Here is a 14594-nt window from a genome sequence, read left to right on the forward strand (position 1 = left end):
CCGACCTGCCGGCGTGAGCCTGGGGCATTGAAAGCCTGCGTCCGGCTCGCTTGTTGGCAGGTGCGCCGCCATGCTAGGCGGGCGCTTCCGCTTCGGCACGGCCTGCTCCCTTGTCATCTCCTTTGCGTACATCCGGACTTCTGACGGCGCTGGCTGGCCTGCCCGGGGAGCGCATTGCCGTCGGCACGATCGTCGCGGCGCTGCAGGATCGGGCCTATGCCCTGCTCGTCGTCCTGCTCGGCCTGCCGAACTGCCTGCCGATGCCGCCGCCGATCCCGCTGGTCTGCGGCCTGGTGCTCGCCTTCGTCGCCGTGCAGATGCTGACCGGGCGGCGGATGCCGTGGCTGCCGCAGGCACTGCTCAAGCGCAGCATCGGCAAGCCGGAGCTCACCCGAGCCGTGGCGCGGGCACTGCCGGCGCTGACCTGGCTTGAGCGTTTCTCGCGGCCGCGCCTGACCATGCTGGGCGGGGCCTGGGCCATCCCGGTGCTGGGGCTGGTGATCCTCGTCCTGGCGCTCGGCCTGATCGTCGCGGCGCCGTTCATCGGACAGATCCCGCTCGGGCTTGCGGTCTGCCTCGTCGGGCTCGGCCTTGTCGAGCGGGACGGGTTGCTGATCATCATCGGTGCGGTGGTCGGTGCTGCCGGCCTGCTGCTCAGCGCGGGCTTTGCCTACGCGATCTTCAGCGGCATCCACGAGCTGTTCTTCTGAAGGTCCGCCGCGCGCCCGGCTCGTGGTGTCAGGCGGCGGCGAGGATTTCGGCGAAAGGATTATCCAGGCCGAGCAGGCGGTCGATCTCGCTCGCGGGCACTGCCTTCGAGAACAGGAAGCCCTGCAATTCGTGGCAGCCGATCGCCTGCAGGAAGCGGTGCTGCTCGGCGGTCTCGACGCCCTCGGCGCAGACCCGCAGGCCGAGCGCCCGCCCGAGATGGGCCATCGAATGGACGAGGATCGCGGATTCGCCGGTCGCTTCCATGTATTCGAGGAAGGAACGGTCGATCTTGATCTTGTCGAAGGCGAACCGGCGCAGGTAGATCAGGCTCGAATAGCCGGTGCCGAAATCGTCGAGCGCAAGGCCGACACCATGGGCGCGGATGTCCATCATCGCGGCTTCGGCGGCGTCGGCATCCTCGATCAGCACGCCTTCGGTCAATTCGAGCTCGAGCTGGGCCGGGTCGAAATCCGTCTCCTCGATGGTGCGGATGACGTTGGCGACGAAGTCCTTGTGGCGGAACTGGATCGGCGAGACGTTGACCGCGAGGCGGATGCCCTTCCAGCGCTTGGCCTCGGTGCAGGCGCGCCGCAGCACCCATTCGCTGAGCGGCACGATCAGGCCGCGCTCCTCGGCGATGGCGATGAAATCCGAGGGCGGGATCATGCCATGGGCCGGGTGCTGCCAGCGCACCAGCGCCTCGACGCCGACGATGGTCGAGCCGTCGACGGAGACCTGGGGCTGGTAGTGCAGCATCAGCTGGTCGTTATCGATGGCGTGGCGCAGGTCGTCCTCGACCATCCGCTTCAGCTGCATCGAGCGGTTCATCTGCGACTCGAAGAAGGCATAGCGGTTACGGCCGCTGTTCTTGGCTTCGTAGAGCGCGGTATCGGCGAGCTTGAGCAGGGCTTCGCGGCTGGTGCCGTCACGCGGCGCCATGGCGATGCCGATCGAGGAGCCGATCGTGACCTCGGCGCCGGTGATGCTGAACGGCTCGGAGAGACTGGCGAGGATGCGCTCGCCGAGCGCGGCACAGCCGGCCGGCGTCGCGGAATGGGTCTGGATGATGCCGAACTCGTCGCCGCCGAGGCGTGCAACGGTGTCACCGACCTGGACCGCGCCGGACAGGCGGACCGCGACCTGGCGGATGAGCTCGTCGCCGGCGGTGTGGCCATAGGTGTCGTTGACGGCCTTGAAGCGATCGAGGTCGATCAGCAGCACGGCAAGGCTCGGGCCGTCATCGTGGATATGGGCGAGGGTCTGGTCGAGCGTCAGGTCGAAGCTGCGACGGTTCGGCAGCAGCGAGAGCTCGTCCTGTCCGGCGAGGCGCTGGATCTGGCGCTCGCGCAGCTCGATCTGCTCGGCCGAGGAACGCAGGCGCTGGACGACGAAGACGAAGATCGCGGAGAACAGCAGCGCGACGGCGATGAGAGCCCAGAGGAAGCGGCGCAGCATGACGTCGCCGGGGCGGGCCGGGGACCAGGTCAGCCAGGCGCCGATCTTGCCGTCAGCGGTGCGCAGGCCGAGCTTCGACAGCGGGTCGGCCGGCGGCGTGGTGACGAGCTGGATATCGGCGATGCGGTTGCGTTCGGCCAGGTCCGACATCAGGGCGCTGGACAGATGACGGTAGGCGACGAAGGAGAGCGGCGTCGGGCCGCTATCGGAGCTGAACGAGGCGATGCGCGAGAGGTCGATCACGGTCAGGATCAACGTCTCGCCGCCATCCGTGATGACGGTGGAGCGGGCCGCGCCGAACTGGGGCGTGACCTCGTCGCCGATCACGGCCGCAACGAAGGAACTCCTGGCGCCGCGCTGCAAGGCCTCGATATGGCGAGGTGCCCCGCTGCTGCCGTGGTCCGCCACGGCCGGGTTCTCGACCCATGCCAGGATGGTGCTGCCGGTGCCCCCGATATAGGCGCCGTCGAAATCCATCAGCTGGCCGCTCAGGCGTTTGAGAGCGGCTTGCAGGACGGTGGCGGCCGGGCCGGCCTGCTGCAAGGCTTCGGGCAGGTCGCCGGCAGCGACGAGGCGCTCCAGCCTCAATTCGCTCAGCTTGATCTGCCCGTTGATGGCGGCTTCGATCCGCTCGGCCTGGCGCTGAGCCTCAAGCCGATTGGCCTCGCGGGTGATCGCGACGACGACGCCGATCCCGGCGGCCATGAGCAACAGGAAGGCGCAGCCCAGCGTGACCACCGTGCTCGCGAACATGCGAGCGGAGGAGCCCGCATTCGTCATCTTCGCGGCGGTGGTCAAGGGCATTCTTCGTCCGGAAAAGTGTCTTCGTGCTGTGACTTAAGGCCTGAAGTGTTGACATCCCGTTGCCTGCACTCAGGTTGCCGCTGCGTCAAGTCCCCGAAGGCCCGTAGGGCGGGCGCGGTATCGCCATATGGGCCGCCCGCAGTGCCGCGGACCAGCGCTCGCGCAGGTCGTGGAAATAGGGCTCGCCGGCTTCGATCCGCCGGTTGAGCTCGAAATCGTCGGCATCACGCCGGATGACGACAAGGTCGATAGGCAGGCCGACACCGAGATTCGAGCGCATGGTCGAATCCATCGAGATCAACCCGACCTTGAGCGCATCGTAGAGATGGGTCTTGTAGGTGACGGCGCGATCAAGGATCGGCTTGCCGTATTTGTGCTCGCCGATCTGCAGGAACGGCGAATCGATGCCGCACTCGATGAAGTTGCCGGCGCTGTAGACCATGAAGAGGCGCATCGGCTGCCCTTTGATCTGGCCGCCGAACAGCATGCCGATCTCGAACTTGACGCCGGCATCCTCCAGCGCCGGACCGTCGATGTCGCGGACATGGCGGATGCAGCGGCCGACGAGCTGGGCAGCCCTGAACATCGAGCTGGCGTTCTGCAGCGTGTCCATTTCGCCGGTGTCGGGATTGGGCAATCCCTCGTGGAGAAAGCTGACCACCGACTGGGTGATCGAGAGATTGCCGGCCGTCATCAGGCCGAAATTGCGATCCCCCGGCCAGTTGAAGACATGGAGCTTGCGGAAGGTCGAGATGTCGTCCAGCCCGGCATTGGTGCGGGTGTCGGCGATCATGACGAGCCCGTCCTGCACGAGGATTCCGGCGCAATAGGTCACGGGCTTTGATCCCTGTCTTCCTGGCCACGCCCGCCGGGCGGGAGCAGCTACTGATTGGCGCCGCGGCCTTCGGCCTCGCGGGCGCTGACGAGCACGTTGAGGTTCTCGCCCTCGCCACCCTGGCGCGAGCCACGGACCGGTGCTGCATCTGCGAAATCGAGCCCTATGGCAACCCGTACATGCGTGTCGATCGGGCAGAGCGCATTGGCGCAGTCGAAGCCGATCCAGCCATAGTCGTCGAGATGGACCTCGGCCCAGGCATGAGCGCCGTTGCCATGCGGCAGGCTGTCGGACTGCGCGACATAGCCGGAGACATAGCGGGCCGGCAGCCCGAGATGGCGGGCGCAGGCCATGAAGATATGGGCGACGTCCTGCGCGATCGCCTCGCGTGCCGCAAATGCTGCTGCAGCGCCGACGCCGGTGCGTCCGCTGGCCTCGACGCAATCGATGCGATCGCTGACGGCGTTCATCAGCGCATGCATCCGCGAGAGCGGCGTGCCGGCGCCGGCCGTGACCTCGTCTGCGAAGCTGCGCAGGGCCTCGTCCTGCTCCGTGAGAAGCGTGTCGCGGCAGTAGACTTCGCAGGGCACGCGTTCCAGGCCACCCCGCACGGCGCCGGCGAGATCGATGGTCTCGATCAGGCCGTCGATGCGGATGGCGAGCGAGGAGATCGGCCCGTCGGCATAGAATGAGTGCACGATGTTGCCATGGGCATCCTGCGAGGCGCGCAGGCGCCCGTCGACATTCGGCTCGATGCGCCAGGACATGACGTGCTGGCCGTCATGGTCGCGCGGGGTCAGCCGCAGGATCTGCGTGATATGGCGTGCCGGCTCGGCATAGTCGTAGCCGATCGTATGGGAAATCCTGATCCGCATAATCCAGTCCGGGCAGGGTTACGGCAGTCGCGCGGCGAACAAAGGCGAGCGGTTCATTGCAGGTACTGCTCGAAGATGGTGTTGCCGAGGCGGTTGTTCTCGGTGATGAACTCTTCGATGAATTGGTGCAGCCCGTGCTCGAAGACATCGTCGATGCGGGTATTGCTGAGATTGGCCAGCGTCTTGCGCGCCTGGCGCTGCGCCGGCCCCTGGCGGCCATAGGCGTCGCCGAGCGAGTCGAGGAAGCGCGAGATGCTCTCGTAGCAGGCGGCGAGCGAGCGCGGCATGCGCCGATTGAGCACCAGAAGGTCGGCGACGAGGATCGGCTTTACCGCCTCGCGATAGACCCAGTGATAGGCGGTCAGCGCCGAGACCTCGCGTAGCACCGTGGTCCACTGGAAATAGTCGAGCGAGCCGCCGACCTGCTCGTCCGCCGGCAGCAGCACATGATATTTCACGTCGAGGATGCGGGCGGTGTTGTCGGCGCGTTCCAGATAGACGCCGAGCCGCGAGAACCAGTAACTGTCGTCGCGCAGCATGGTCCGGTAGGCCGAGCCGTCGAAGACCAGCGAGACGTTCTTCACCCAATCGAGGAAGCGGGCGAATTCCTCGCGATCCATGCGCTTCTTTTCGAAGCGCTGCAGCTCCAGCCAGGCGCCGTTCAGCGCGTCCCACATCTCCGAGGTCAGTGCCGTCCGCACCGCGCGGGCGTTCGAGCGCGCCTGGGCGAGGCAATTGCGGATCGAGGATGGATTGTCCGGGTTGAAGGTCAGGAAGTCGCAGACATTGCGTTCGTTGGCCTCGCCATAGGCCTTGGCGAAGGCCTCCTCGCAGCCGGCGGTGAGGACCGCGCTCTGCCATTCCGTGCCGGCGCCGCCATAGGTCGTCGGCAGGTTGGTCAGGCGCGTCGTCGCGTCGAGGATGCGGGCGAGATATTCGGCCCGCTCGACATAGCGGGAAACCCAGTAGAGGCTATCTGCGGTACGCGAAAGCATGGTCAGCGTGTGCCTTTCCGCGGGATGGCAGGCTGTTTCGGGAGGGCAGGCGAAGGGGCGGCCGAGGCTGTCATGCGTCGAGCACCCAGGTGTCCTTGGTGCCGCCGCCCTGGCTGGAATTGACGACGAGCGAGCCTTCCTTGAGCGCGACGCGTGTCAGGCCGCCCGGCACGCAGGAGATGCCGTTGGCACCGGAGAGCACATAGGGGCGCAGGTCGACATGGCGTGGCGCCACGCCCGAGGCGACGAAGGTCGGGCAGGTCGAGAGGGCCAGCGTCGGCTGCGCGATGAAACCCTCGGGCTGGGCCTTGAGCTTGCGCCGGAAGGTTTCGATCTGGGCCTTGTTGGCGTGCGGGCCGACGAGCATGCCGTAGCCGCCCGAGCCGTTCACCTCCTTGACGACGAGCTTCTCGAGATTGTCGAGCACATAGGCATTGGCCTCGGGCTCACGGCAGCGATAGGTCGGGACGTTCTTCAGGATCGGCTCCTCGCCGGTGAAGAACTTCACGATCTCCGGCATGTAGCTGTAGACCGCCTTGTCGTCGGCGACGCCGGTGCCGACCGCGTTCGCCAGCGTGACGTTGCCGGCCTTGTAGGCGCCGATGATGCCGGGGACGCCGAGCACGGAATCGCTGCGGAAGGCGAGCGGGTCGATGAAGTCGTCATCGATGCGCCGGTAGATCACGTCGACACGCTTCGGCCCCTGGGTCGTGCGCATGTAGACGACGTCGTCCTTGACCAGCAGGTCCGAGCCCTCGACCAGCTCGACGCCGAGCTTGTCGGCCAGGAAGGAGTGCTCGTAGAAGGCCGAATTGTACTGGCCGGGCGTCAGCAGGCAGATCGTCGGGTCCGACGATGCACTGCGCGGCGCGACCGAGCGCAGGGTCGCCAGCAGCTGGTCCGGGTAGTTGTCGACCGGCGCGACGCGATGCGTCGAGAACAGCTCCGGGAAGAGCCGCAGCATCACCTCGCGGTTCTCCATCATGTAGGAGACGCCGGAGGGCGTGCGGGCATTGTCCTCGAGGACGTAGAAGGTGTCGGCGTCGACACGCACCACATCGATGCCGGCGATGTGGCAGTAGATGTCGTGCGGAACCTTGAAGTCGACCATTTCGAGCTGGTAGCAGGCGTTGCGATAGACCAGATCGGGCGGAATGATGCCGGCCTTCAGGCATTCCTTGGGGCCGTAGACATCGGCCAGGAACATGTTGAGGGCGGTGACGCGCTGGCGCAGGCCCGCTTCCAGCTTGGTCCATTCCGGCTTGGTCAGCACGCGCGGAATGATGTCGAAGGGGATCAGGCGCTCGGTCGATTCCTCGTCGCCATAGACCGCGAAGGTGATGCCGATGCGGCGGAAGAACAGCTCCGCCTGGCTGCGCCTCAACGCCAGCATCTCGGGCGGCGCTTCCTTCAGCCAGCGGTCCAGAGCCGCGTAGGCAGGCCTCAGCTCGGCTCCCGAACCGGTCATTTCATCAAATGCGACCATGCAGCCCTCTTCCCCGTTGAAACCAGCCTATGCGCATTCGCGGCCGTTCGGGAAGAGGGAGAATAGCTGCGCAATTGATCAGGTCTGCCTTTTTCCTGGGCAGTATTGATCAGGTAGAGTTTACTTTAGTTGATCTTGGCAAAGCTGAACCAGCCCGCGGAGAGCGGCTGTTCCTTCGTGGCGCCGCGTAGGGCGGCCATGCCTGCGCTATTCTTGGACCGAATTCGGGCGGCCGTCCAGCCATAGGCGAAGGGCCAGCGCATTGTTGCGATTCTCGTCCTTGGCGGCGTAGAGCAGGGCGACCGGGCCCTTCCTGCGTTCGGCGTCGAGGGTCGCGAGAGCCGCCTGTGCCGACGGGCTGCCAAGCTCTGTCGCATAAGCGGCGCAGAACTTGTCCCAGCGGTCGGGATGGCCGTGGAACTCGTGGCGGAGCGCATCGCTCGGTGCGAGGTCCTTGAGCCAGAGGTCGATCTTGTCCTTCGACACGCCGCGCGGCCAGAGCCGGTCGACGAGGATGCGCGTGCCGTCGCCGGGCGCGGGGGAATCGTAGACGCGCTTCACCGTGAGTTGCGTCATCAGATCAGCCCGAGGCTGCGGAAGCTGGCATGGCCGTCGCGCCCGACGATGATGTGGTCATGAATCGCAACGCCCAGGGGCTTGGCGATATCGACCAGCTCGCGCGTCATCCGCATGTCGGCGCCGGAGGGCGTCGGATCGCCGGAAGGGTGGTTGTGCACGAGGATGATCGCCGAGGCCGAGAGTTCGAGCGCGCGGCGCATCACCTCGCGCGGATAGACCGGCGTGTGATCGACCGTGCCGGTCTGCTGGACCTCGTCGGCGATCAGGATGTTCTTCTTGTCGAGGAAGAGGATGCGGAACTGCTCGCGCTCGGCGAAGGCCATCGCCATCCGGCAATAATCGAGGACCGAGGACCAGGAGGAGAGGACCGGCCGCTTGCCGACCGCGCCCTTGGCCATGCGCTTCAGGGCGGCTTCGACGATCTTGAGGTCGAGCGCGACGCCGTCGCCGACACCCTTCACCTCGGTCAGGCGCGCGGCCGGCGCGCCCAGCACTTCAGCGAAGGAGCCGAAGCGCTGGATCAGTTCCTTCGCGAGCGGCTTGACGTCGCGCTGCGGGATCGAGCGGAAGAGAAGCAGCTCCAGCAACTCGTAATCCGGCAGCGTCTCCGCGCCTGCTTCCTGAAAGCGGGCGCGCAAACGGTCGCGGTGGCCATGATAATGCGGCGTGTCGGAGGCGGCAGGGGTGGCCGGCGAGGGCGCCTTTCGCGATCCCTTGCCGATGCCCACGCTCATTTCGCGAGCGGATTGCCGAGGCCGGCGGGCGAGAGCGTGAAGATCTCGCAGCCCTGCTCGGTGACGCCGATCTGATGCTCGAACTGCGCGGAGAGCGAGCGGTCGCGGGTCACGGCGGTCCAGCCATCCGAGAGCACCTTCACGCCCGCCTTGCCGAGATTGATCATCGGCTCGATGGTGAAGACCATGCCGGGCTTCAGCAGAACGCCTTCGCCCGGGCTGCCATAGTGCAGGATGTTCGGCGCATCATGAAAGAGCTGGCCGATGCCGTGGCCGCAGAAATCGCGCACCACCGAGCAGCGCTCGGCTTCGGCATAGCGCTGGATCGCGAAGCCGATATCGCCGGTGGTGGCGCCGGCGCGCACCGCCTTGATGCCGCGCTGCAGGCTTTCATAGGTGATCTCGATCAGGCGTTCCGCCTTCCGCGATACTTCGCCGACGCCGTACATGCGGCTGGAATCGCCGTGCCAGCCATCGACGATCAGCGTGTAGTCGATATTGACGACGTCGCCCTCGCGCAGCGGCTTGTCGTCGGGAATGCCGTGACAGACGACATGATTGATCGAGGTGCAGATCGACTTGGTGTAGCCGCGATAGAAGAGCGTCGCCGGATAGGCACCATTGTCCATGGCGAACTGGAAGGCGAGATCGTCGAGCCGCTGCGTGGTGACGCCGGGCTTGACGTAGGAGCCGAGCATATCGAGCCCCGCAGCCGTCAGACGGCCGGCCTTGTGCATGGCCGCGAAGGCCTCGGGGCCGTGAATCTTGATGGCGGGCTCGCGTGAACGCGAGCGGCCGATGGTGTCTTCGAAGGTCATTGCGCGCGGAAAACTCCTCGCCCTCTTATCTATTGCGTTTGCTGGCGCACGCAAGCCGGTTGCCACGCCTCCGGCGGGTGGGATGTCTGCGCTGCCGCAGGGGCAGGGCTGCGCGGGTGATCGTTGTGCTGACGTTGGGGGGATTGTAACTTTTTTGAGGCAGCTTGCCGCCCGCACCTTTCGTCTGCCCGATTGCTTCGCCCTGGACACATGAAAGCGCCTGTCTCTCCGCCGCCCACCGACCCATCCGACCCGACGCTCAGCGCGCTCGACCAGCTATCGCTCGATCTCGCGATGGCGCGCGGCATCGACGAGGTCATGGAGGTCGTGCGACGCAATGCGCGCGGGCTCATCGGCGCGGACGGCATCAGTTTCATCCTGCGCGACAACGGCCGCTGCTACTATGCCGACGAGGACGCCATCGCGCCGCTCTGGAAGGGCCAGCGCTTTCCGATGGATGCCTGCATCTCCGGCTGGGCGATGCAGCATGGCGAGGTCGTCGTCATCGAGGATATCGACGAGGACGAGCGGATTCCCCACGAAGCCTATCGGCCGACTTTCGTGCGCAGCCTTGTCATGGTGCCGGTCAGGCAGGACGATCCCGTTGCCGCGATCGGTGCCTATTGGGCGCATCGCCATCGGCCGGCGCCCGAGGTGGTCCGCGCGTTGAGGCGGATCGCCAACAGCGCGGCGGTCGCCATGACCAATATCGCGCTGGTGAACTCGTTGTCGACGGCGCTGGAGGAAGCGGAGCGGGCAAAGCAGGCCATCATCCTGGCCATGGCCTCGCTGGCGGAGACACGCGACAACGAGACGGCGAACCATGTCCGGCGTACCCAGCATTATCTGCGGGTGCTGGCCGAGGGCGCCCGCGAGCGCGGCCTCTTCGCTGAAGAGCTCGACGACGCCACGCTCGACCTGTTGTTCAAGTCGGCGCCGCTGCACGATATCGGCAAGGTCGGCATTCCCGACAGCATCCTGCTGAAACCCGGCCGGCTCGACGATGACGAGCGGGCGACGATGCAGACCCATGCCGAGCTCGGGCGCATCGCCATCGCCGATGCCGAGCGCCATCTCGGGGGCTCCAGCTCGTTCCTGAGGCTGGCCAAGGAGATCGCCCATACGCATCACGAGCGCTGGGACGGGGCAGGCTACCCGCAGGGGCTCGCGGGCGAGAGCATCCCGCTCTCAGGGCGGCTGATGGCGATCGCCGATGTCTACGACGCGCTCGTCACGAAGCGGGTCTACAAGGGGGCGATGACGCATGGCGAGGCCGTCGCGGTGGTGATGGGAGAACGCGGCCGGCAGTTCGACCCCCGGCTCGTCGATGTCTTCCAGGAGATCGCGCCCCGGTTCGGCGAAATCCACGCCCGCTTCGCCGACGGGCAGTAAGCGCATATCCGGCGACTGGCGCGCAGGCCCGTCGAGGTGTATCAGGCTGGCGCAATGGCCATCATCGAACAGAACCCGGCGGAAGAGCGGCCCTTCGGCACCTTCGCGCCGAAAGCCTATCTCGCCCGCATCATCGCCCGGACGCGCGCCGCCTCGGACAGCTTCCTGGGGCGCAAGGTCGCCTATGCGCTGCGGCGCCTCGGCCTGCGCTCGCTCGACGGCGCGCCGGTCGATATCGAGTCGCTGGGCGCCAAGATGCGCCTCTATCCGGACGGCAATGTCTGCGAGAAGCGCGTGCTGTTCACGCCGCAATATTTCGACGCGGTCGAGCGCGAGCTTCTGGCCTCGCGGCTGCACGAGGGCTTCACCTTCATCGATGTCGGCGCGAATATCGGCGCCTACTCGCTCTTCGTCGCGGCCCGCGCCGGGCGGCGGGCGCGCATCCTCGCGGTCGAGCCGCAGCCGGAGGTCTTCGCACGGCTCTCCTTCAACATCGCGCAGAACCCGTTCGGCACGGTCAAGGCCGTGGCCTGCGCGCTGGCCGACAAGCCGGGCGAATTGACCCTGTTCATCGATCCGACCAATCGCGGGGAATCGAGCGTCCGCATCCTCAATTCGAGCGCCGGGACCTCGGTGAAGGTGCCGGCCATGACCCTGCTCTCGCTGGTCGAGGGCGAGGGTTACGAGCGCATCGACGCGATCAAGCTCGATGTCGAGGGCGCCGAGGACCTGATTCTCGAGCCGTTCCTGCGCGATGCGCCGCAGGCGCTCTGGCCGGGCTTCATCATCATCGAGGATTCGCGCCAGCGCTGGCAGACGGACCTCGCCGGCCTCCTGGAGCGCAGCGGCTACAAGCTCGTCGCCCAGACACGGCTCAACCTGGTGTTCGAGCGCAAGCCGGCCTGAGCGCGCGCCCACGGCATGGCCGGGGCGCCCGCGCCGGTGCTTGAGCGCGCCGCACGGAACGCCTAGCTCTTGTGCGACAGCCAGGAGCGCCGCCCATGTCCGCGAACGAAGCCAGTTCCTCCGCCACCATCGTCACGGCCGCGATCCTGGTGATTGGCGACGAGATCCTGTCCGGGCGGACCAAGGACAAGAATATCGGCTATATCGCCGAATACCTCACCAATATCGGCGTCGACCTGCGCGAGGTCCGGGTCGTGCCCGATATCTCCGAGGAGATCGTCGCGGCGCTCAACGCGCTGCGTGGGCGCTACACCTATGTCTTCACGACCGGCGGCATCGGGCCGACCCATGACGACATCACGGCGGATGCGGTCGCGGCTGCCTTCGGCGTCACGATCGACCATGATCCCCGCGCGGTCGCGATGCTGTCGGAGCGCTTCTCGCCGGCTGAGCTCAACGAGGCCCGCATGCGGATGGCGCGCATCCCGGCCGGCGCCGACCTGATCGCCAATGCGATCTCCAAGGCGCCGGGCTTCAATATCGGCAATGTCTATGTGATGGCCGGTGTGCCCTCGATCATGCAGGCGATGCTGGATGTCGTCGGGCCGACGCTGCGGACCGGAGCGAAGATGCTGTCCGACACGGTCCGGGCGGGACTGCGCGAGGGCGATATTGGCGGGCCGCTCGCCGCGATAGCGGATGCGCATCCGGCGGTTTCGATCGGCTCCTATCCGTTCTGGTCCGAGACCGGTCCGGACACGAATATCGTCGTCAGGTCGCGTGATGCAGAGAAACTGCTTGCTGCTGTGGCTGACGTAAAAGCCATGGTTGCTCTTGAGAAGCAAAATGCGACCTGACGAAAGGAAAATCTGCAACTTTTGCGATTTTTATACAATTAATTGTCGGATATCTCTTTTCGGTTTTCATATTTTGATCTTCGTGTAATTTTATAACTAATACTGCAGTGATGATATGTCATTTTTGTGCGTTTTTTCTACTAAAAGTTGCATCGAAATCTAGATATCAACCATTCATAAACTGTTTGATGCGATATTCGTCTCGTGGCCGGAAGCATTCGGTCTCCCCTGCCGCGTCCTCGCGCCGTAGGTATCCGATAACGGCTTTCACGACGGCGCCGGCCCGATGACGCGTCATGCGCGGGTCACGCCGAGGGGGGATATCAGATGCCGCTCTTTTCCGGCCTTTTCTCGAACCGGCATGCCGCGGGACAGCTGGACGCGATCAACCGATCGCAAGCGCGGATCGAGTTCGACCTCGACGGCAAGATCCTCGATGCCAACGAGAATTTCCTGTCGGCGATGGGCTACACGCTGGCCGAGGTGAAGGGCCAGCATCACAGTCTGTTCGTGACGGCCGAAGAGAAGGCGAGCCCCGCCTACAAGCAGTTCTGGGCCGATCTCGGCCGGGGCGAGTTCTCGCGGGGCCAGTATCTGCGGCTCGGCAAGGGCGGCAAGGAGATCTGGATCCAGGCGAGCTACAACCCGATCCTGGGGGCGGGCGGCAAGCCTGTCGGCGTGATCAAATACGCCTTCGACGTCACCGAGCAGAAGAACCGCCTCGCGGATCTCGAAGGGCAGCGCGCGGCGATCGACAAGGCGCAGGCCGTGATCGAGTTCGACCTGACCGGCAAGATCCTGACCGCGAACCAGAACTTCCTGAGCGTCCTCGGTTACTCGCTGCCAGAGATCGTCGGGCAGCATCACCGTATGTTCGTCGATACGGCCGAGCGTGAGACGCCGGCCTATCGCGCCTTCTGGGAGCGCCTGGGTCGTGGCGAGTACGATGCCGGTCAGTACCGTCGTATCGGCAAGGGCGGCAAGGAGATCTGGATTCAGGCCAGCTACAACCCGATCCTCAATGCGCAGGGCCGCCCCTACAAGGTCGTCAAGTTCGCCTCCGACATCACCGCGACCTTCAAGGGCAAGCAGCTCGAGGCGGCGGTGCAGGAGACGAGCGCCGTGATCGGCCGGGCGAAGGGCAAGGACCTGACCGGCCGGGTGACGCTCGACGGCAAAAGTGGGGAGGTCGCGACGCTCTGCGCCGGCGTCAACGACCTGCTCGACACGTTGGCCGAGGTGGTCGGCTCAGTGCGCGACATCTCGGCGCGGATCGACAATGCCTCGGTCAAGATCACCTCGGACAGCCAGCAATTGGCCGAGCGGACGGAGGCGAACGCATCGAGCCTGCAGCAGACTGCGGCAACGACCGAGGAGCTTGCCGCATCGGTGAAGCACAGCGCCGGCAATTCGCGGATGGCGGTGCAGCTCGGCAATGAGGCGAGCGAGGTCGCGGCGCGCGGCGGCGCCATCGTGACCGAGGCGGTGGCGGCGATGGGGCGGATCGAGCAGGCCTCGTCCGGCATTTCCGAGATCATTTCGATGATCGACGAGATCGCCTTCCAGACCAACCTGCTGGCGCTGAACGCGGCAGTGGAGGCAGCGCGGGCGGGCGATGCCGGGCGCGGCTTCGCGGTGGTGGCGACGGAAGTGCGCGCGCTGGCGGCTCGCTGCAGCGAATCCGCCAATGGCGTCAAGGCGTTGATCGCGAATTCTGCGCAGCAGATTCAAGCCGGCGTCGGGCTGGTCAAGGATGCCGGAACGACGCTGGGCGAGATCGTCGGCGCCGCTTCCAAGGTTGCTTCGACCGTCAGCGAGATCTCGCAGGCGACGACGGAACAGGCCAACGGCATCGACGAGATGGCGCGGACCGTCGCGCATATGGACGAGATCACGCAGCAGAACTCGCTGCTGGCCGAGCAGAGCGCCAAGGTCGCCCGCGACCTCCAGCAGGAAACGGAATCGCTGAGCGCGATGGTCTCGGCCTTCCAGCTCGGCGATGAACGGCACAGGGTTGCCCCGCAGCTCGTCCATTCTGCGCCTCCCGCGCCGCGTGCCGCGGCGCCAGCGATGCGCGGCCGGCGTGTCGCCGGCGGCGGCACGGCGGATGGCTGGGCCGAGTTCTGAGGCGGTTTATCGACGCTGAA

Annotated in this window: 13 protein-coding genes; 5 read left to right on the forward strand and 8 right to left on the reverse strand. The window is 65.9% G+C overall.

Translation table 11 applies throughout. The annotated features are described in order from the left end of the window. Positions 1 to 110: 110 nt before the first annotated feature. The gene (locus AC07NY_RS09330; RefSeq protein ID WP_494583429.1) at positions 111 to 710 is read left to right on the forward strand and encodes an exopolysaccharide biosynthesis protein; all 600 of its coding nucleotides are present in this window, start codon (positions 111 to 113) and stop codon (positions 708 to 710) included. A 28-nt stretch (positions 711 to 738) separates the two neighbouring features. Here the strand turns inward: AC07NY_RS09330 and AC07NY_RS09335 are convergent, their stop codons facing one another. The 8 genes from AC07NY_RS09335 to map all read right to left on the reverse strand — a co-directional run bounded on the left by AC07NY_RS09335 (position 739) and on the right by map (position 9292). Then, positions 739 to 2970 carry a putative bifunctional diguanylate cyclase/phosphodiesterase gene (locus tag AC07NY_RS09335; RefSeq protein ID WP_494583431.1) on the reverse strand — a complete coding sequence of 744 codons (2232 nt, stop codon included), beginning with the start codon at positions 2968 to 2970 and terminating at the stop codon, positions 739 to 741. Positions 2971 to 3055: 85 nt separating this feature from the next. Then, the gene (locus AC07NY_RS09340; protein ID WP_492287357.1) at positions 3056 to 3805 is read right to left on the reverse strand and encodes a proteasome-type protease; all 750 of its coding nucleotides are present in this window, start codon (positions 3803 to 3805) and stop codon (positions 3056 to 3058) included. A gap of 47 nt (positions 3806 to 3852) precedes the next feature. Beyond that, positions 3853 to 4680, reverse strand: a complete 828-nt coding sequence (locus AC07NY_RS09345) for a transglutaminase family protein (protein WP_494583433.1) — start codon at positions 4678 to 4680, stop codon at positions 3853 to 3855. Positions 4681 to 4733: 53 nt separating this feature from the next. After that, positions 4734 to 5675 (reverse strand): alpha-E domain-containing protein, encoded by a 942-nt coding sequence (locus AC07NY_RS09350; RefSeq protein WP_492287359.1) that lies wholly within the window; start codon positions 5673 to 5675, stop codon positions 4734 to 4736. Between the two features lie 70 nt (positions 5676 to 5745). After that, entirely contained in the window at positions 5746 to 7161 is a 1416-nt protein-coding gene (locus tag AC07NY_RS09355) for a circularly permuted type 2 ATP-grasp protein (RefSeq protein ID WP_492287360.1), read from the reverse strand. Positions 7162 to 7368: 207 nt separating this feature from the next. Beyond that, positions 7369 to 7737 carry a DUF488 domain-containing protein gene (locus tag AC07NY_RS09360; protein ID WP_494583436.1) on the reverse strand — a complete coding sequence of 123 codons (369 nt, stop codon included), beginning with the start codon at positions 7735 to 7737 and terminating at the stop codon, positions 7369 to 7371. Next, positions 7737 to 8474, reverse strand: coding sequence for a RadC family protein (radC, locus tag AC07NY_RS09365; RefSeq protein ID WP_494583438.1), 738 nt, complete (start codon positions 8472 to 8474; stop codon positions 7737 to 7739). Before radC ends, AC07NY_RS09360 begins: the two co-directional genes overlap by 1 nt. After that, entirely contained in the window at positions 8471 to 9292 is an 822-nt protein-coding gene (map, locus tag AC07NY_RS09370) for a type I methionyl aminopeptidase (protein ID WP_492287363.1), read from the reverse strand. Before map ends, radC begins: the two co-directional genes overlap by 4 nt. 210 nt (positions 9293 to 9502) lie before the next feature. On the opposite strand from map, the gene AC07NY_RS09375 reads away from it, so the two are divergent. The 4 genes from AC07NY_RS09375 to AC07NY_RS09390 all read left to right on the forward strand — a co-directional run bounded on the left by AC07NY_RS09375 (position 9503) and on the right by AC07NY_RS09390 (position 14574). Then, positions 9503 to 10684 (forward strand): HD-GYP domain-containing protein, encoded by a 1182-nt coding sequence (locus AC07NY_RS09375; RefSeq protein WP_494583440.1) that lies wholly within the window; start codon positions 9503 to 9505, stop codon positions 10682 to 10684. 54 nt (positions 10685 to 10738) lie between these two features. Beyond that, positions 10739 to 11590, forward strand: coding sequence for an FkbM family methyltransferase (locus AC07NY_RS09380; protein ID WP_492287365.1), 852 nt, complete (start codon positions 10739 to 10741; stop codon positions 11588 to 11590). 95 nt (positions 11591 to 11685) lie between these two features. After that, entirely contained in the window at positions 11686 to 12447 is a 762-nt protein-coding gene (locus AC07NY_RS09385) for a competence/damage-inducible protein A (protein ID WP_494583443.1), read from the forward strand. Between the two features lie 327 nt (positions 12448 to 12774). Further along, positions 12775 to 14574 carry a methyl-accepting chemotaxis protein gene (locus AC07NY_RS09390; protein ID WP_492287367.1) on the forward strand — a complete coding sequence of 600 codons (1800 nt, stop codon included), beginning with the start codon at positions 12775 to 12777 and terminating at the stop codon, positions 14572 to 14574. Positions 14575 to 14594 lie beyond the last annotated feature (20 nt).

The sequence above is a fragment of the Allobosea sp. GW821-FHT09G06 genome (assembly GCF_059416005.1).